17 protein-coding genes and 1 riboswitch are annotated in these 18,566 nt (G+C 68.6%); of the genes, 13 read left to right on the top strand and 4 right to left on the bottom strand.

Translation table 11 applies throughout. The features are described 5' to 3' along the window. Position 1: 1 nt before the first annotated feature. Together QTI68_RS38235 and QTI68_RS38240 are read right to left on the bottom strand one after the other, a co-directional pair. On the bottom strand, positions 2 to 1,318 hold the full coding sequence (locus QTI68_RS38235; RefSeq protein WP_286529504.1) for a leucine-rich repeat-containing protein kinase family protein: 1,317 nt from the start codon (positions 1,316 to 1,318) through the stop codon (positions 2 to 4). Further along, positions 1,315 to 2,376 carry an MBL fold metallo-hydrolase gene (locus QTI68_RS38240; RefSeq protein ID WP_286529506.1) on the bottom strand — a complete coding sequence of 354 codons (1,062 nt, stop codon included), beginning with the start codon at positions 2,374 to 2,376 and terminating at the stop codon, positions 1,315 to 1,317. The genes QTI68_RS38235 and QTI68_RS38240 overlap by 4 nt, the downstream gene beginning before the upstream one ends. 97 nt (positions 2,377 to 2,473) lie before the next feature. Here QTI68_RS38240 and QTI68_RS38245 point away from each other — a divergent pair, with 97 nt between their 5' ends. From QTI68_RS38245 to QTI68_RS38300, 12 genes are all read left to right on the top strand, one after another. Then, positions 2,474 to 2,869, top strand: coding sequence for a MerR family transcriptional regulator (locus QTI68_RS38245; protein WP_286529508.1), 396 nt, complete (start codon positions 2,474 to 2,476; stop codon positions 2,867 to 2,869). Positions 2,870 to 2,915: 46 nt separating this feature from the next. Further along, complete coding sequence (gene can, locus QTI68_RS38250) at positions 2,916 to 3,617, top strand: carbonate dehydratase (protein ID WP_286529510.1); 702 nt, start codon at positions 2,916 to 2,918, stop codon at positions 3,615 to 3,617. Between the two features lie 15 nt (positions 3,618 to 3,632). Next, complete coding sequence (gene aceK / locus QTI68_RS38255) at positions 3,633 to 5,444, top strand: bifunctional isocitrate dehydrogenase kinase/phosphatase (protein ID WP_286529512.1); 1,812 nt, start codon at positions 3,633 to 3,635, stop codon at positions 5,442 to 5,444. Between the two features lie 33 nt (positions 5,445 to 5,477). After that, on the top strand, positions 5,478 to 6,662 hold the full coding sequence (locus QTI68_RS38260; RefSeq protein ID WP_286529514.1) for an acetyl-CoA C-acyltransferase: 1,185 nt from the start codon (positions 5,478 to 5,480) through the stop codon (positions 6,660 to 6,662). Between the two features lie 47 nt (positions 6,663 to 6,709). Beyond that, a complete protein-coding gene (locus QTI68_RS38265) occupies positions 6,710 to 7,957 on the top strand; it encodes a glutamate carboxypeptidase (RefSeq protein ID WP_286529516.1) in 1,248 nt (415 codons plus the stop codon). A gap of 10 nt (positions 7,958 to 7,967) precedes the next feature. After that, on the top strand, positions 7,968 to 9,098 hold the full coding sequence (locus QTI68_RS38270; protein WP_286529517.1) for an acyl-CoA dehydrogenase family protein: 1,131 nt from the start codon (positions 7,968 to 7,970) through the stop codon (positions 9,096 to 9,098). A gap of 111 nt (positions 9,099 to 9,209) precedes the next feature. Continuing rightward, positions 9,210 to 9,650, top strand: a complete 441-nt coding sequence (locus QTI68_RS38275) for a YchJ family protein (protein WP_286529519.1) — start codon at positions 9,210 to 9,212, stop codon at positions 9,648 to 9,650. A 220-nt stretch (positions 9,651 to 9,870) separates the two neighbouring features. Beyond that, positions 9,871 to 10,710 carry a DUF3047 domain-containing protein gene (locus QTI68_RS38280; protein WP_286529521.1) on the top strand — a complete coding sequence of 280 codons (840 nt, stop codon included), beginning with the start codon at positions 9,871 to 9,873 and terminating at the stop codon, positions 10,708 to 10,710. A gap of 35 nt (positions 10,711 to 10,745) precedes the next feature. Next, complete coding sequence (locus QTI68_RS38285; protein ID WP_286529523.1) at positions 10,746 to 11,711, top strand: VTT domain-containing protein; 966 nt, start codon at positions 10,746 to 10,748, stop codon at positions 11,709 to 11,711. Positions 11,712 to 11,738: 27 nt separating this feature from the next. Next, positions 11,739 to 11,844, top strand: a riboswitch (TPP riboswitch). An 82-nt stretch (positions 11,845 to 11,926) separates the two neighbouring features. Next, positions 11,927 to 13,807 (top strand): phosphomethylpyrimidine synthase ThiC, encoded by a 1,881-nt coding sequence (thiC, locus tag QTI68_RS38290; protein ID WP_286529524.1) that lies wholly within the window; start codon positions 11,927 to 11,929, stop codon positions 13,805 to 13,807. Positions 13,808 to 13,849: 42 nt separating this feature from the next. After that, positions 13,850 to 14,542: an HAD family hydrolase gene (locus QTI68_RS38295; protein ID WP_286529525.1), complete on the top strand. Its 693-nt coding sequence runs from the start codon at positions 13,850 to 13,852 to the stop codon at positions 14,540 to 14,542. 9 nt (positions 14,543 to 14,551) lie between these two features. Further along, entirely contained in the window at positions 14,552 to 15,928 is a 1,377-nt protein-coding gene (locus QTI68_RS38300; protein WP_286529527.1) for a patatin-like phospholipase family protein, read from the top strand. A gap of 3 nt (positions 15,929 to 15,931) precedes the next feature. On the opposite strand, the gene QTI68_RS38305 is transcribed toward QTI68_RS38300, so the two are convergent. Then, positions 15,932 to 16,135 carry a hypothetical protein gene (locus QTI68_RS38305; protein WP_286529529.1) on the bottom strand — a complete coding sequence of 68 codons (204 nt, stop codon included), beginning with the start codon at positions 16,133 to 16,135 and terminating at the stop codon, positions 15,932 to 15,934. A gap of 74 nt (positions 16,136 to 16,209) precedes the next feature. Beyond that, positions 16,210 to 17,262: an AraC family transcriptional regulator gene (locus tag QTI68_RS38310; protein WP_286529531.1), complete on the bottom strand. Its 1,053-nt coding sequence runs from the start codon at positions 17,260 to 17,262 to the stop codon at positions 16,210 to 16,212. Between the two features lie 130 nt (positions 17,263 to 17,392). Here QTI68_RS38310 and QTI68_RS38315 point away from each other — a divergent pair, with 130 nt between their 5' ends. Beyond that, the gene (locus QTI68_RS38315; protein WP_286370134.1) at positions 17,393 to 18,565 is read left to right on the top strand and encodes an isovaleryl-CoA dehydrogenase; all 1,173 of its coding nucleotides are present in this window, start codon (positions 17,393 to 17,395) and stop codon (positions 18,563 to 18,565) included. The last annotated feature ends 1 nt before the right edge of the window (position 18,566 follow it).

Raw genomic sequence — 18,566 nt, forward strand, 5'->3', positions numbered from 1 at the left:
GTCAGGTTCCCAGGGCGGCGGCGATCTCGTCGAACAGCGGCCGCTGGGCGGGATCGTCGTCGAGGCAGCGCGCCTGGAGGCCGGCCAGCAGCGCCCCCGTGGCCGCATCGGGCGCCTCGCAGCGCGCGGCCAGCTCCTCCAGCAGGCAGCCGAAGGCGCGCGCCTCGGTGCGCTGCAGCGCCTGCGACTGCGCCGCGTCGTCGCGCGGCAGGAACGAGGCGGCGCCGAAATCGCCGAGCAGGGCGTCGCCCCGGCCGTTCCAGAGAATGTTGTGGCCGTAGAGATCACCATGCAGGATGCCGTGCGCATGCAGCCGCGCGATCGCCGAAGCGATGCCGCGCGCCATGCGCAGGGCCGTCTCGGCCGACCAGCGGGCGTCATCGCCATAGACGTCGCGGGTGCACGATGCGAGGCTCGGCGGGCCGGCTAGGTTGCGGAAGCTCGGGTCGACCAGTTCGAGCACCAGGCCGGCGCTGGCGTCGGGATGGTGGGCGATCCGGCCCAGCACCGGGATCAGCCCCGGATGGGGCCCCGCCGCCAGGCAGGCCGCCATCTCGCTGTGCGGCCAGCCGTCGCTGGTCACGGCGCCCTTGAACAGCTTCACCGCGACCGGCCGCAGGCTGCCGTCCGGCTGCCGCCAGTCGGCCTGGTGGATCACGCCGGAGGCGCCTTCGCCGAGCTTGTGCTGCAGCGAGAGCGATGGCCAGTCGATGGCCCGGGTCGGCTGCGCATCCATCGCCATGGCCTCGGGCGCTTCGTCGAAGGGATTGCCCGCGAAGGCCAGCCACGACAGGCGCGGCAGCGAGAGCAGCCAGCCCGGCAGGGCCTCGAAGCGGTTCGCCGACATGCGCACCAGTTCGAGCGCCCGGCAGGCGGCCATCGATTCCGGCAGCGCCTGCAGGCGGTTGCCGGCGAGCATGAGTTTCTGCAGCCGCGCGCGCGCGCCGAGTTCGGCCGGCAGGGCGTCGATCCGGTTGTCGGTCAGGATCAGCCAGCGCAGCAAGGGCGGCAGCGCCGCCGCCGGCACCCGCGAGATCTGGTTGGCCTTGAAGGCCACCATCTCGAGCCGGGGGCATTGGCCGACGGCTTCGGGCAGTTCGGTGAACTGGTTGTCGGAACAGAAGAGCACGCGCAGCCGGTGCAGCCGGTGCAGGTCGTGCGGCAGCGTGCGCAGCGCGTTGCCGGAGAGGTTGAGCACCTCGAGCGAGTCCGCCAGCCCGAAGACCTCGGGCGGCAGCTCGGTCAGGCCGCAGCTGAGGTCGAGCCGCTGCGCCCCGGCCATCTCGCCTGCGCGCAGCCGACCCAGCGTTGCGTTCATGCCAGCGCGCCGAACCGGTAGATGCCGTCGTCGCCGAGGCGGCGCCGCAGCTGGCCGGAGAACCACAGCAGGTGCAGGTGGGCCACGGTCTCGCCCATGGCGAAGGTCATCTGGTGCAGGTCGAGCGCCCGCTTGAACAGGATCGGCAGGCCCTCCGCGGCGCTGTGCGGCCGGGCCAGGCAGGCTTCCAGCAGTTCGGCCAGCCGGTCGCGGTGGTGCTCCTGCAGCTGCTCGACGCGGCGATGGATGCCGGTGAAGGGCTTGCCGTGTGAAGGCAGGCCCAGGGTGTCGACCGGCAGCGACTTGAAGCGCTCGATGCTGTCGAGGAACAGCCGCAGCGCATTCGCCTCGGGCTCGCCCGCATGCACGCTCACGTTGGTCGAGATTCGCGGCAGCATCATGTCGCCGCCGAGCAGCACGTTGAGTTCGTCGCAGTAGAGCGCGATGTGCTCGGGCGCGTGGCCGTAGCCGCTGATGCAGCGCCAGGCGCGGCCGCCGATCATGACGTCGTCGCCGTCGAGCATGCGCACGAAGCTGGCCGGCACCGACGGCACCATGTTGGCGTAGTAGCTGGTGCGGGCGCGGATCTTGGCGACCGCCTCGGGGTCGGTCAGGCCGTGCGAGGCGAAGAAGTCGGCCGCCGCGTCGCCGCCGGCCAGCGTGTCGCCGGCGGTGGTGAGCACGCGCGCGACGTGGTAGTCGGTCGAGCTGATCCACAGCGGCGCCTTCCAGCGGTCGCAGAGCCAGTGCGCCAGGCCGATGTGGTCGGGGTGCATGTGGGTCACGATGACGCGCAGGATCGGCAGCCCCTGGAGCTGCGTCTCGAAGATCTGCTCCCATTGCGCGCGGGCCGCGTCATGCGAGATGCAGCAGTCGACCACGCTCCAGCCTTCGACGCCGTCGATGCTGTCGCGCAGCAGCCAGAGATTGATGTGGTCGAGCGCGAAGGGCAGCGCCATGCGGATCCAGCGAATGCCGGGCGCCACTTCGACCGTCTGGCCGGGCGCCGGCAGGGTGTCGCCGAGGGGGTAATGGAGTTCGCGTTCGAGAAGGTTCATGTACGATTGACGTTAACGTAAACGTCATGGCTTTGAGCCGACATTGTAGGCAGTGCCGCCCGACCTTGCTGTCGCCCACGCTTCGACCCATTTTTTCATGCCTTCGCAGACCTTCACCATCGGCGAGCTCGCCAAGGAGTTCGACCTCACCACGCGGGCGATCCGCTTCTACGAGGACATGGGCCTGCTGGCGCCGCGCCGGGCCGGACTGCAGCGAATCTACACCGCGCGCGACCGGGCCCGCCTGACGCTGACGCTGCGGGCCAAACGGCTCGGGCTGAAGCTGACCGAAGCGCGCGAGATACTCGACATGTACGACAGCCCGCGCGACACCGCCGTGCAGCTGGAGCGTTTCCTCGGCGTGCTCGGCGCCCACCGCGAGCAACTCGAAGCCCAGCTGGCCGAGCTGCAGGCGAACCTGGACGAGGTCCGGGCCCAGGAAAAGCAGGCCCGGGCGGCGCTGGCGCGCGCATCGAAGCCGAAAGCGCGCTGAGCCCTGCCGATAGCATTCCCCCAACCCTTTCATCACGAAAAAGACCATGGAAAACAAGCCCGACTCCCTCGAGGACCTGTTCGCTCACAACCGCGCCTGGTCGTCGCGCATGGAGCGCGACCGGCCCGGCTTCTTCACCAGCCTGGTGAAGCAGCAAACCCCCAAGTACATGTGGATCGGCTGCTCCGACAGCCGGGTGCCCGCGAACCAGATCACCGGCCTCGAGCCGGGCGAGGTGTTCGTGCACCGCAACGTCGCCAACATCGTGGTGCACTCCGACCTCAACGCGCTGTCGGCGATCCAGTTCGCGGTCGAGCGGCTCAAGGTCCAGCACATCATGGTGGTCGGCCACTACGGCTGCTCCGGCGTGCAGGCGGCGCTCGAAGGTGCGCGCATCGGCATCGCCGACAACTGGCTGCGCCACATCCAGGACGTGCGCGACCGCCACCACGTGATGATCGACAGCCTGCCCGAGGCCGCGCGCGCCAATGCGCTGTGCGAGCTGAACGTGGCGGAGCAGGTGGTCAACGTGGCCGTCAGCACCGTCATGCAGGACGCCTGGAGCCGCAACCAGTCGGTCACGATCCACGGCTGGGCCTTCGGCGTGCACGACGGCCTCATCCAGGACCTGGAGCTCACTGTCGACGGCACCAAGCCGATGGAGAACCAGTACCGCGCCGCCGTGCAGCGCATCCGCTACAAGTGGAGCAAGCCGGCGGATACGGGCACGTCCGAATACATCAAGTAGTCCGGCACCGGTCCCATGTTCCCGCAGCGCCTCGATTCGCCGCTCGCCTATGACATCGCCCGTGCGATGCGCGACGGCTTCGATCGGCACTATCGGCTCTTCCGCGCCGAGTCGGCGCGCGCCAAGCACCGCTTCGAGACCGCCGACTGGCACGGCCAGCAGCGGGCCCAGCGCGAGCGGATCGAGTTCTACGACCTGCGGGTCGGCGAGGCGGTGGCGCGGCTCGAGAAGGAATTCAAGGCCGGCGAGCAGCCGATGGAGGTCTGGCACCAGATCAAGCTGCACTTCATCGGCCTGCTGGTCGACCACCACCAGCCGGAACTGGCCGAGACCTTCTTCAATTCGGTCACGACCAAGATCCTGCACCGGGCCTATTTCCAGAACGATTTCATCTTCGTGCGGCCGGCAATCAGCACCGAGTACATCGAGCCGCGCGACGCGCCGACCTACCGCGCCTACTACCCCGAACGCGACACGCTGGCCGACACGGTCGAGCGGATGCTCGAGGACTACGCGCTGCAAGGGCGCTATGCCGACCGGCGCCGCGACGCCGAACGCGTGGCGGTGGCGATCCTCGGACGCTTCCACCAGGTCAAGCTGCGCGCCAATTTCCAGCTGCAGGTGCTGTCGGGGCTGTTCTACCGCAACAAGGGCGCCTACGTGGTCGGCAAGATCAACAACGGCTTCATCGAGATGCCGTTCGCGCTGCCGATCCTGCACGACACGGAGGGCCGGTTCCATGTCGACGCAGCGCTGTTCGGCGAGGAAGACCTGCAGATGCTGTTCAGCTTCGCGCGGGCCTACTTCATGGTCGACATGGAGGTGCCCTCGGCCTACGTGCAGTTCCTGCGCTCGCTGATGCCGCGCAAGCCGCGCGCCGAGATCTACAACGCGCTCGGCCTGGCCAAGCAGGGCAAGACGCTGTTCTATCGCGACTTCCTCTACCACCTGAACTATTCCACCGACCGGTTCCGCATCGCGCCGGGCATCAAGGGCATGGTGATGCTGGTGTTCGACCTGCCGTCGTTTCCGTACGTGTTCAAGGTCATCAAGGACTTCTTCCCGCCGCAGAAGGACACCACGCGCGAGCAGGTCAAGCGCAAGTACCTGCTCGTGAAGCAGCACGACCGCGTGGGGCGGATGGCCGATACGCTGGAGTACAGCGATGTCGGCTTTCCGTTCGACCGCTTCGAGCCCGAGCTGATCGAGGAAATCCGCAAGTTCGCGCCGAGCCAGCTCGAGATCGGCGACCGCGACGGCAACGGGGAAATGGAGATCGTGGTCAAGCACGTCTACATCGAGCGCCGCATGATCCCGCTGAACCTCTTCCTGCAGGAGTCCTTGGACCTGCTGGCGCAGCCCGAGCACGCGCGGCGCGCGAGCAAGCAACTGGAGCACGCGGTGATCGAGTACGGCAATGCGATCAAGGACATGGTGGCGGCCAACATCTTCCCGGGCGACATGCTCTGGAAGAACTTCGGCCTCACGCGCGGCGGCAAGGTGGTGTTCTACGACTATGACGAGATCGAATACCTCACCGACTGCAACTTCCGCAAGGTGCCGGCGCCGCGCAACGAAGAGGACGAGATGAGCGGCGAGGTCTGGTATTCGGTCGGCCCGAAGGACGTCTTCCCGGAGACCTTCGAGCCCTTCCTGCTCGGCAACCCGGCGGTGCGCGAGGCCTTCATGGCCCACCATGCCGACCTGCTCGACGCTGCCTTCTGGCAGAGCCACAAGCAGCGCATCCAGGCTGGGCAGATGTTGGACGTCTTTCCCTACGACGAGTCGCTGCGCTTCAAGCACGACAACGCCACCCCCTATTTCTGATTTCTGACTGACAACCACTGAAGGAGCAAATCCATGAGCGAATCGATCATGATCGTCGGCGCCGCCCGCACCCCGATGGGGGGCTTCCAGGGCGACTTCTCATCCCTCTCGGCGCATGACCTCGGCGGCGTCGCCATCAAGGCGGCGGTCGAGCGCGCCGGTATCCCGGCCGACAGCGTCGGCGAGGTGCTGTTCGGCAACTGCCTGATGGCCGGCCAGGGCCAGGCGCCGGCGCGCCAGGCGGCCTACAAGGGCGGCCTGCCCGACAGCGCGGGCGCGGTCACGCTCAGCAAGATGTGCGGCTCGGCCATGAAGGCCGCGATGCTGGCGCACGACATGCTGCTGGCAGGCACGCACGAGGTGATGGTGGCCGGCGGCATGGAGAGCATGACCAACGCGCCCTACCTGATGCTCAAGGGCCGCGGCGGCTACCGCATGGGCCACGACCGCATCTTCGACCACATGATGCTCGACGGCCTCGAGGACGCCTACCAGCCGGGCCGCTCGATGGGCACCTTCGGCGAGGACTGCGCGGCCAAGTACAAGTTCACGCGCGAGCAGCAGGATGCCTTCGCGATCGCCAGCGTCGAGCGCGCCAAGGCGGCGACCAGCTCCGGCGCCTTCAAGGCCGAGATCGCGGCGGTCACCGTCAAGGGCCGCGGCGGCGACACCGTGATCGAGATCGATGAGGGCCCGGGCAAGGTCAAGCTGGACAAGATCCCGACGCTCAAGCCGGCCTTCAAGAAGGACGGCGGCACCATCACCGCGGCCTCGAGCTCGTCGATCAACGACGGCGCCGCGGCGCTGGTGATGATGACCGGGAGCGGCGCGAAGAAGAACGGCGCGAAGCCGATTGCCCGCATCGTCGCCCACGCCACCCATGCGCAGCAGCCCGAGTGGTTCTCCACCGCCCCGGTGGGCGCGGTCGCCAAGCTGTTCAAGAAGACCGGCTGGAGCGTCAAGGACGTCGACCTGTGGGAGGTCAACGAGGCTTTCGCGGTGGTGCCGATGGCGCTGATGCATGAGTTGGGCGTGTCGCACGACATCGTCAACGTCCACGGCGGCGCCTGCGCGCTGGGCCACCCGATCGGTGCCAGCGGCGCGCGCATCATGGTGACGCTGATCCATGCGCTGCAGCAGCGCGGCAAGAAGCGCGGCGTCGCGACCTTGTGCATCGGTGGCGGCGAAGGCACGGCGGTGGCGATCGAGCTGCTCTGACGCGCCTTCCTAGAATCCCTCTTCTTCTTTTTCGGAGTTCCTTTTCGATGCCTTCGGTTTTCCCCCGCAGCGCGCTGGCCGCGCTGCTCGCCACCGCCTTCGTCGCACCCGCCGCCTGGAGCCAGACCCGCGACCAGGCCCTGTTCGCTGCCGCCACGGCCGAAAAGCCCGCCGTCATCAAGACGCTCGAGACGCTGGTCAACATCGAGACCGGCACCGGTGACGGCGACGGCATGGCCTCGGCCGGCAGCTACCTCGAGTCCGAGCTGAAGGCGCTCGGCTTCACGGTCACGCGCAGCAAGTCGACCGGCATCGTGGTTGGCGACAACATCGTCGGCAAGCTGAAGGGCAAGGGCGGCAAGAACCTGCTGCTGCTCTCGCACATGGACACGGTCTACCTCAAGGGCATCCTCGCCAAGGCGCCGTTCCGGGTCGAAGGCGACAAGGCCTACGGCCCCGGCATCGCCGACGACAAGGGCGGCAACGCGGTCGTCGTGCACACGCTCAAGCTGCTCAAGGACCGCGGCTTCAAGGACTTCGGCACGATCACGGTGCTGTTCAACACCGACGAGGAAAAGGGCTCCTTCGGCTCGCGCGACCTGATCCAGGAAGAGGCGGCCAAGGCCGACTACGTGCTGTCGTTCGAGCCCACCGGCGCCGGCAAGGAAGACCTCTCGCTCGGCACCTCGGGCATCGCCTACGTCCAGGTCAACATCACGGGCAGGGCCTCGCATGCCGGCGCGGCGCCCGAGCTCGGCGTCAATTCGCTGGTCGAGGCCTCCGACCTGGTGCTGCGCACGATGGACATCGACGACAAGTCCAAGGGCCTGCGCTTCAACTGGACCATCGGCAAGGCCGGCGCGGTGTCAAACATCATCCCGGCCAGCGCCACCCTGAATGCCGACGTGCGCTACGCCAGGAACGAAGACTTCGACGCCGCGATGAAGACGCTCGAGCACAAGGCGCAGCAGAAGAAGCTGCCTGAGGCCGAGGTCAAGGTGCTCGTCACGCGCGGCCGTCCGGCCTTCAACGCGGGCGAGGGCGGCCGCAAGCTGGTCGACAAGGCAGTGGCCTACTACAAGGAAGCGGGCGGCGAACTCTCGGTGGTCGAGCGCACCGGCGGCGGGACCGACGCGGCCTATGCGGCGCTCGCGGGCAAGCCGGTCATCGAAAGCCTGGGCCTGCCGGGCTTCGGCTACCACAGCGACAAGGCCGAGTACGTGGACACCAGCGCGATCCCGCGCCGGCTCTACATGGCCGGCAAGCTGATCATGGACCTCGGTCAAGGAAAGTAAGGACGCCATCATGCTGCTCAGCGCCGACCAGGAAGCCATCCGCGACGCCGTGCGCGCCTTCGCCCAAGCCGAACTCTGGCCCCATGCGCCGCGCTGGGACCGCGAGCACAGTTTTCCGAAGGAGGCCCACGCCGGCCTGGCGGCGCTCGGCGCCTACGGCATCTGCGTGCCCGAGGAAGATGGCGGCGCCGGGCTCGACTACCTGACGCTGGCGCTGGTGCTGGAAGAAATCGCTGCCGGCGACGGCGGCACCAGCACCGCGATCAGCGTGACCAACTGCCCGGTCAACGCGATCCTGATGCGCTACGGCAATGCGCAGCAGAAGAAGCAGTGGCTGCAGCCGCTGGCGCAGGGCCGCATGCTCGGCGCCTTCTGCCTGACCGAGCCGCAGGCCGGCAGCGATGCCTCTTCGCTGCGCACCACGGCGCGCAAGGACGGCGACGGCTGGGTGATCGACGGCGTCAAGCAGTTCATCACCAGCGGCAAGAACGGCCAGGTCGCGATCGTGATCGCGGTCACCGACAAGGGCGCGGGCAAGCGCGGCATGAGCGCCTTCATCGTGCCGACCGACGCGCCCGGCTACAACGTGGCGCGGCTGGAAGACAAGCTGGGCCAGCATTCGAGCGACACTGCGCAGATCAATTTCGACGCCTGTCGCATCCCGCGGGAGAACCTGATCGGGCAGGAAGGCGAGGGCTACAAGATCGCGCTCGGCGCGCTGGAGGGCGGGCGCATCGGCATCGCCGCCCAGAGCGTGGGCATGGCGCGCAGCGCGTTCGACGTGGCGCTGGCCTATGCCAAGGAGCGCCAGGCCTTCGGCGGCAGCATCTTCGACCAGCAGGCGGTGGGCTTCCGGCTCGCCGAATGCGCCACCCAGCTCGAGGCGGCCCGGCAGCTGATCTGGCATGCGGCCGCCCTGCGCGACGCCGGCCGGCCCTGCCTCAAGGAGGCGGCGATGGCCAAGCTGTTTGCCAGCGAGATGGCCGAGCGGGTCTGCAGCGCCGCGATCCAGACGCTGGGCGGCTACGGCTACGTCAACGATTTTCCGCTCGAGCGCATCTACCGGGATGTGCGCGTGTGCCAGATCTACGAAGGCACCTCGGACATCCAGAAGCTGCTGATCCAGCGGGCCCTGGCCTGAGACCTTGCGGGACAGACCAAGAAATTGCGCCGCAATTCTTGCTCTGTCCTCAACGGATCAGTGGGCTCTGCACAATACGCCCTGGAACTTTCCGTCGCCCACGCCCTTTTCATGTCCGCATCCCCCTCCAGCCCCGCCCGTGTCCCCTGCCCCTGCGGGCGCCGCGACCGGCGGGAGCTGCCCCTGGCCTACGCGCAGTGCTGCGGCCGCTATGTGGACGATTTCGCGCACACGCCGGCACCGGATGCCGAATCGCTGATGCGCTCGCGCTACACCGCCTTCGTGCGCGAACGCGCCGACTACCTGCTGGCCACCTGGCACGCCTCGACCCGACCGGCGAGCATCGACTTCGAGCCCGCCGTGAAATGGCTGGGCCTGGACGTCCGCTCGCGCTCGGTGCTGGATGCCGACCACGCGGAGGTCGAGTTCGTCGCCCGCCAGCGCAGCAGCGCCGGCGTGGCGAGCCGGCTGCACGAACGCAGCCGCTTCGTGCGCCAGGAGGATGACACGCTGCTCCCCCGCTGGTATTACGTCGACGGCGACCTTCACTGACCGTTCCATTCGAAAATAGTCCATCAGCTGCATGCAGCCTGGAGCGATTGCTATTCATTTGATAGCGATCGCGACGGATTGTGTCCCTTCCAGCGACAGTCCGATTCCTTTTGGGCTATTTATCTTGCGCCGCTCCTGCCTCACACTCCGTACCCTGTGAGCGTTGCGCCAAAGGCGCAGCGACGATCCGCTCAACCGGCCGCAGGCCAAGAGGTGCACCATGGGCAGCTGGAAGAACCGCACGCTGGATTGGGGGCGGCTGTGCGCCGCGATGGCGCTGCCGGCCGTGGCCGCGGTGCTCGTGGCCGCGCCGGACGCGCGCGCGCAGGACAAGAACCTGCTCACGCCCTTCTCGGGCGCGACCGGTGCCCAGCCGCCGGCGCCGTGGCATTTCACCACCTTGCCCAACAAGTCGCCGACCCGCTTCGAGGTCGATCAGCTCGACGGCCAGCGCGTGCTCAAGGTCGATGCCGACAATTCCTACGGGAATCTGGTGCATCCGGCCCGGGTCGAGCTCAACGAGCAGGCCACGCTGGCCTGGCGCTGGCGGGTGGAGTCTTTCGTCGAGGGCGCCGACCTGCGCACGCGTTCCGGCGACGATGGCGCGGCCAAGGTCTGCGTGTTCTTCGATTTCCCGGCCGACCGGCTGTCCCTGGGCGAGCGTACCCGCCTCTCGCTGGCGCGCCGCACCACCGGCGAAGCGGTACCGACCGAGACCCTGTGCTACGTCTGGGACAACAAGGAAGCCAAGGGCAACGCGTTCGACAACGCGTTCACGAAGCGCATCCGCATGGTGGTGCTCGAATCCGGCGCTGCGGCCAAGCCGGGCAGCTGGACCAGCGAGCGGCGCAACCTGCTGTCGGACTACCGCCGTGCCTTCGGTGAAGAGGCCGGCGACATTCGGCCGGACGTGACGGCGGTGGCGATCTCGGCCGACGCGGACAATACCCACGGCCACGGCCTCGCCTATTTCGCCGAGCTCGACCTGCGCGGCAACCCGCCGCCGGTGGCGGCACCGGCCGCCGCTGCGCCGGCCGAGCGGCCGGCCCAGGGCCAATAGGGACTCGCCTGCCCGGCTTGCGCATTCCGACAACCATGAACGACTTCGTTTCACTCCTCGCCAGCCAGGGCGTCGCCCTGGTCTTCGCCGCCACGCTCGCGACGCGCCTCGGGGCGCCGGTACCGGCCGTGCCGTTCCTGGTCGTGGCGGGCGGGCTGACGGTCGGCGGGCAGCTGTCCCTGGTCGCGGTGGTGCTGGCCGCGGTGCTCGGCAACATCCTCGGTGACGGCGTCTGGTTCCTGGCCGGGCGCCGCTGGGGCTACCGCGTGATGCGGCTGCTGTGCCGGATCTCGCTGTCGCCCGACTCCTGCGTCCGGCGCAGCGAATCGATCCTCGGGCGCTGGGGCGGGTGGTCGCTGATCGCGGCCAAGTTCGTGCCCGGCGTCTCGGTGGTGGCGCCGCCGATGGCCGGCGCCCTCGGCATGTCGAACCTGCGTTTCCTGGCCTACGAAACCGTGGCTGCGCTGATCTGGACCCTGCTTTGCCTGTTCGTGGGCCGGATCTTCCATGCCGCGATCCAGGACGTGCTGGCGGTGATCTCCAACATCGGCCTGGGCGCGCTGGCGATCGGCGTGCTGGCGCTGGCGGCCTTCATCGGCTGGCGCTGGCGGCAACGCCGGCTGGCGCAGCGGGTCGACGACATCGTCCACGTCCAGGTCGAAGCCTTGCGCGAGGCCCTGGCGGCGGGCGCCGGCCCGACCGTGATCGACGTCCGCTCGGACGAGGCCCGCGCGCTCGACGCCCGGGCGATCCCGGGCGCGATCGGCATCGGGCTGAAGCAGCTGCCGAAGCGGCTCTCGACCTTCGCCGATGGCCGCGAAGTGGTCGTCTTCTGCGATTGCCCCGACGACGCCACGGCGATCGCGGCTGCGCGCGTGCTGATGAGCGCCGGCCTGCCGCGCGTGCGCGTGCTGGCGGGCGGCCTCGACGCCTGGGTGGCGCTGCATGCCGCCGAGCCGATGCGGACGGTTCCGCCACTGGCGGCGGCACACTCCGCTTGATCGCGGGGCCGCAAGGCACCTAGAATCGGCCCCGCTCCGGGGTGCACGCAGATGCGTGCTGAGATGGCCAAGCGGCCGAACCCGCGAACTTGATCTGGTTCATACCAGCGTAAGAAGAGCTGCGACTCCCCGGCACCCCCACTTCCTTTCCCGGAGCGATGCCGTCCGGAGGCATCGCGGAGCACCCTTTGTTTTCAAGAACTGGAGTGCCCCGCATGAATGCCAGCGACAAGTTCGCTTCCCTGCTCACGCTCACGCGCGAGCCTTTCCCGGCCTCGACCAAGGGCGCCATCGCCGGCAGCCGGCCCGACTTGCGCGTGCCGGTGCGCGAAGTGGCGCTGACCAATGGCGAGCGGGTGTCTCTTTACGACACCTCGGGCCCGTACACCGATCCGGCGGCCGACATCGACGTCCGCCGCGGGCTGCCCGGCGTGCGCGATGCGTGGATCTCCGAACGCAACGACACCGAAAGCTATGAGGGCCGCCTGCATCTCGCGCTGGACGATGGCGCGACCCATGCCGACCGCGATGCCCAGCGCATCGCCGAGCTGCGCGCCGGCGCCGCCGCGCTGCAGCGCACGCCGCGCCGCGCCAAGGCCGGTGCCAACGTCACGCAGATGCACTACGCCCGGCGCGGCATCGTGACGCCCGAGATGGAGTATGTCGCGCTGCGCGAGAACGGCCGGCGCGAATGGATGGCCGAGTACATGGCCGACGAGGCGCGCGAGAAGCGGCTGGCCGGCAACCCGATGGGGGCCCGCATCCCGAAGATCATCACGCCCGAGTTCGTGCGCGACGAAGTGGCGCGCGGCCGCGCCATCATTCCGGCCAACATCAACCACCCGGAAGTCGAGCCGATGGCGATCGGGCGCAACTTCAAGGTCAAGATCAACGCCAACATCGGCAACTCCGCCGTGACCTCCAGCATCGAGGAAGAGGTCGAGAAGCTGGTGTGGGCGATCCGCTGGGGCGCCGACAACGTGATGGACCTGTCGACCGGCCGCAACATCCACACCACGCGCGACTGGATCGTGCGCAACAGCCCGGTGCCGATCGGCACGGTGCCGATCTACCAGGCGCTGGAGAAGGTCGGCGGCGTGGCCGAAGACCTGACCTGGGAGATCTACCGCGACACGCTGATCGAGCAGGCCGAGCAGGGCGTCGACTACTTCACCATCCATGCCGGGCTGCGGCTGCCTTTCATCCATCTCACGGCGGATCGGCGCACCGGCATCGTCTCGCGCGGCGGCTCGATCATGGCCAAGTGGTGCATCTCGCACCACAAGGAGAGCTTCCTCTACACCCACTTCGAGGACATCTGCGACATCATGAAGGCCTACGACGTGAGCTTCTCGCTCGGCGACGGCCTGCGCCCGGGCTGCGCCTCGGACGCCAATGACGAGGCCCAGTTCGCCGAATTGCGCACCCTGGGAGAGCTGACGCAGATCGCCTGGAAGCATGATGTCCAGACCATGATCGAGGGCCCGGGCCACGTGCCGATGCACCTGATCCAGGCCAACATGGACGAGCAGCTGAAGCACTGCCACGAGGCGCCGTTCTACACCCTGGGCCCGCTGACCATCGACATCGCGCCGGGCTACGACCACATCGCCAGCGCGATCGGCGCCGCGATGATCGGCTGGGCCGGCACCGCGATGCTGTGCTACGTCACGCCCAAGGAACACCTGGGCCTGCCGGACCGCGACGACGTCAAGCAGGGGATCATCGCGTACAAGATCGCGGCGCACGCGGCCGACGTGGCCAAGGGGCACCCGGGTGCGCGCTCGCGCGACGACGCGCTGTCGAAGGCGCGCTTCGAGTTCCGCTGGCAGGACCAGTTCAACCTCGGCCTCGACCCCGACACCGCGCGCGAATTCCACGACGAGACCCTGCCCAAGGACAGCAGCAAGGTGGCGCATTTCTGCTCGATGTGCGGGCCCAAGTTCTGCTCGATGAAGATCACCCAGGAGGTGCGCGAGTACGCCGCCCAGCGCGGCATCGAGGCGACCGACGCGGTCGAGGACGGCATGGCCGGCAAGTCGGCGGAGTTCAAGGCGGCCGGCGGCGAGATCTACATTCCGATCCAGCCGGCCTGAGTCGTCACGCCGCTGTGGGGCGACGTTGTTACGATCGCTCCCATGAAAGCTCCTCCCTTCGACGCCGTCCTGTTCGACTGCGACGGCGTCCTGGTCGACTCCGAACCCATCACCAACCGCGTGCTCGCCGAGATGCTCGGCGAGCTCGGCTGGGCGATCAGCACCGAGGAATCGATGCGGATCTTCACCGGCAAGGCGGTCAAGGACGAAGCCGCGCTGATCGAGGCCAGGACCGGCTTCGCGATCACGCCCGAGTGGCTGCACGGCTTCCGCGGCCGCCGCAACGAGGCGCTGGAGCGCGATTTGCTGGCGATTCCCAACGCCGCCCTGGCGGTGCGCGCGCTGCACGCGGCGCTGGACGGCCGCATTGCCTGCGCCTCGGGCGCCGATCGTCACAAGGTCGAGCTGCAGCTCGAGAAGATCGGCATCCTGGACTGCTTCGCAGGCCGGATCTTCAGCGGCCACGAAACCCCGCGCTCCAAGCCCGCGCCGGACGTCTACCTGGCGGCGGCGGCGGCGCTCGGCGTCGACCCGGCGCGCTGCGCGGTGGTCGAGGACACGGTCACCGGGGCCACGGCCGGCGTCGCAGCCGGCGCCACCGTGTTCGGCTACAGCCCGAGCGATCTCGGCCACAGCGGGCCCGAAGCGCTGCGGGCCGTCGGCGTGGCACAGATCTTCACCGACATGGCGCAGCTGCCGGGACTGCTGGCCGACTGGCGCCCCGCCTTCGCCTGAACCCACCGCATGCCCGGCCTGCGCGCGCTCTGTGGTCTGCTGATCGCCGCCTGCCTGGCGGGCTGTTCGTCGATCCGGCCATGGCTCAACGAGCCGCTGGTCGAGCGGGCGCCGCCGACCTCCAGCCTGATGGCGCCGGCGTCGGGCCGCGACCCGACGATCCTGGTCGCCGTGACGCTCTCCGGCGGCGGCGCGCGTGCCGCCGCTTTCGGCTATGGCGTGCTGGAGGAACTGCGCCGCACCAAGTTCGACCTGAACGGCCGCCACTCCGACCTGCTCGACGCCACCGACGTGATCAGCGGGGTCTCGGGCGGCAGCATCCTCGCGGCCTACTACGCGGCTTTCGGTGCCGACAAGCTGCCCGACTTCGAGCGCGACTTCCTGCGCCAGAACTTCCAGAACAGCCTGATCCTGCAGGCCCTGCGGCCGGGCAGCCTGTATGACCTGACCTCGCCCTGGTATGGCCGCAGCCACCTGCTGGCGCGCCGGCTCGACGAGATCTACGAGGGCAAGACCTACGCCGACATCGAGCGCAACGCGCGCCATCCGCAGCTGGTGATCGCGGCCACCGACATGTCGCTGGGCACGTCCTTCGAATTCACGGCCGACCAGTTCGAGCTGATCTGCTCGGACCTGCAGAGCGTGCCGCTGTCGTTCGCGGTCGCGGCCTCGTCGGCGGTGCCGATCCTGCTGAGCCCGCTGACGCTCAAGAACTATTCGCAGGAGTGCCGCGATCGCGGCATCGTGCCGCGGCTCGCCGCGCGCGGCGGCGGCAACTACCGGGCCCGCATGTTCCGCATGCAGGCCAACAGCTACCTCGATGCGCAGAGCCGCCCTTTCATCCACCTGGTCGACGGCGGCGTGGCCGACAACCTGGCGGTGCGCCGGCTGCTCGACCGCGCCCTGGTCGGCGGCGGCCTGCGCGAGAGCTTCGAGGAGGTCGGCATCCCGCGTGGCAGCGTGCGAAAGCTGATCGTGATCAGCGTCAACTCGGCCCGTGATCCGGCCAACAACATCGACCAGAGCGACCGGGTGCCGGGTGTTCGCGCGGTGGCCGACACGCTGCTGTTCGGTGCCGGCGCGCGCGCCACGCTCGAGACCCAGGAGTTCCTGCTCGACACCGCGCGCCAATGGCGGGAGGACCTCAAGTCGCGCAGCGCCGACGGCTCGGATGCGTTCGCGCCCGACGCCGAGATCCATGTGGTGCAGGTCAACCTGCGCGATGCCGCCGATGGCGAGCTGCGTCAGCGGCTGATGCAGGTGCCGACCGCGTTTTCGATCAGCGATGACGAGGTGACGCGGCTGATCGCGGCGGGGCGCAGCGTGCTGCAGCGCTCGCCCGACTTCCAGGCCTTGAAGCGGTCGCTGGGCGCGGCGCCCGATTGAGACTCAGGCGTTGCCGCGCGGCAGCGTGGCCGTGGCCATCGTGGTGAGCGAAGCCACCATCGCCCGGGCCCGGTCCGCCCACATGCTCGACACCAGCTGCTCGGCGTTCTCGGCCACGAAACCGGCGTTGCGGGTGCGGCCCGAGGTCGCGATGAAGTCCATCAGGTCGGCGAAGGCGGAGCTGTCGGTGTCAGGAGTCTGCTGCATGCGGCGATCGTAGGCCGAGCCCAGTGCCCCTTGCGTCGGACAGGCACTGATTGGGTGCCCGGCAGCGCACTATTTCACGGATTCGCCGTGCCGCTGGACGGCGGCAGGCCGTTGCGCCTCACTTCGCCCGGCGTGGCGCCTGACCAAGCCCTGAATGCGCGCGAGAAACTTTTCTCATTGCGGAATCCGACCGCCAGCGCGATCTGCTTGATCGGCCGGTCGGTCCGGCGCAGCTGGTCGGCCGCCGTCCGATGGCGGATCTCGTCCTTGAGGGCCTGCAGCGACACGCCTTCTTCCATCAGCTGGCGGTGCAGGGTGCGGGTCGACAGGTTCAACAGGGCCGCCAGGGCCTCGGCCGTCGTGGCCTCCGCGGCGCGGGTGCGCAGCAGTTCACGCACCCGCTGTCCCAGCAGGCGGTCGCGCCGGTACTGCAGCACCGTGAGCGGCAGGGCGCGGCGCAGCATGGTGCGCAGCGCTGCCTCGTCGCGCCGCAGCGGCAGCGCGAGGTAGCGCGGGTCGAAGCTGTAGCTGGCGCGTTCGGCGCCGAAGCGCAAGCTGCCGCCGAACATCAGCGGATAGGCCTCCCGATGGGGCGGCGCCTCGAACGGAAAAGCGGTGGCGCCGAGGGACACCCGCGAATCGATCGCCCAGCAGGCATAGCCGTGGAGGAAACGCAGGTTCGACACCAGGCAGAACTCGCGGAAATCGCCCAGCGGCCGGTGTTCGGTGATCGACACGGTCGCCAGGCCGTCGGCCTGCGACAGTTCGAGCGTGATGTCGTCGGTCAGGAGCCGCAGGTGCCGGCACCAGCGCTTGATCGCCACCCCCAGGTCGGGCGCGCCCAGGGAGGCCCGGCACAGCATGCCGTAGCTGCCCCAGGGCAGCTTGCGCCGGAACCAGCCGAGCGCCTCGTCGTCGAGCTCCTGCATCGCGAAGCCCGACAGGACCTCGAATTGCGCCGCGGTCACGCGGGCCTGGGGATCGGCCAGTTCGCGCGGCGTGATCTGTGCCTGTGCCAGGGCCTCGGACGGGTCGACGCCGTAGCGTTCGTAGCCACTAACGATCGCTCGCACGAAGGCCATCGGCGTGGCTGCGCGGCGGGTGCTCTGGAGCGGGGATGAGGACATGTCGCTGTCGGGTTCAGCTGGCGTGATTTGCAACCATTGTGGCGCCAAATGCGCCGACACACGGCGTAAGCTGCGAACTTCCGCCTCGGAAATTTCCGGCGCGGGCCTGACCGACCAAGGAGACAAACCCATGCACGATCCCGGCCTGAACTTCGACCTGGGCGACACCATCGATTCCCTGCGCGACGCGATCCAGGACTTCGCCGCCCACGAGATCACGCCGCGCGCCGCCGACATCGACCGCGAGAACCTGTTCCCGGCCGACCTCTGGAAGAAGCTCGGCGACCTCGGCCTGCATGGCATGACCGTGAAAGAAGAATACGGCGGCACCGAGCTCGGCTACCTGGCGCATATCGTCGCGATGGAAGAAGTCTCGCGGGCCTCGGCCTCGGTCGGGCTGTCCTACGGCGCGCATTCCAACCTGTGCGTGAACCAGATCCACCGCAACGGCAGCGAGGCCCAGAAGAAGAAGTACCTGCCCAAGCTGGTGAGCGGCGAGCACGTGGGCGCGCTGGCGATGAGCGAGCCCAATGCCGGCTCCGACGTGGTCAGCATGAAGCTCAGGGCCGAGAAGAAGGGCGACCGCTACGTGCTCAACGGCGGCAAGATGTGGATCACCAACGGCGGCGATGCCGACACGCTGGTGATCTACGCCAAGACCGAGCCCGAGATGGGCGCCCGCGGCATGACCGCCTTCATCGTCGAGAAGGGCTTCAAGGGCTTCTCGGCCGGCACCAAGCTCGACAAGCTCGGCATGCGCGGCTCCAACACCTTCCCGCTCTACTTCGACAATTGCGAGGTACCCGAAGAAAACGTGCTGGGCGGCGAGGGCATGGGCGCCAAGGTGCTGATGAGCGGCCTCGACTTCGAGCGCGCCGTGCTCTCCGGCGGCCCGCTCGGCATCATGGCGGCCTGCATGGACGCGGTGCTGCCCTTCGTGCACGAGCGCCAGCAGTTCGGCCAGAGCATCGGCGAATTCCAGCTGATGCAGGGCAAGCTGGCCGACATGTACTCGACCTGGCAGGCCACGCGGGCCTATGTTTACGCGGTCGGCAAGGCCTGCGACCGCAGCGACCACGCGCGCACCTTCCGCAAGGACGCGGCCGGCGCCATCCTGTACTCGGCCGAGAAGGCGACCTGGATGGCCGGCGAGGCTATCCAGGCGCTGGGCGGCGTGGGCTACACCAAGGACTTCCCGGTCGAGCGGCTCTGGCGCGACGCCAAGCTGTACGAGATCGGCGCCGGCACCAGCGAGATCCGGCGCATGCTGATCGGCCGCGAGCTGTTCGCCGAGACGGCCTGAC

It is taken from the genome of Variovorax sp. J31P207, from assembly GCF_030316965.1.
GTDB classification, from domain to species: domain Bacteria; phylum Pseudomonadota; class Gammaproteobacteria; order Burkholderiales; family Burkholderiaceae_C; genus Variovorax; species Variovorax ginsengisoli_B.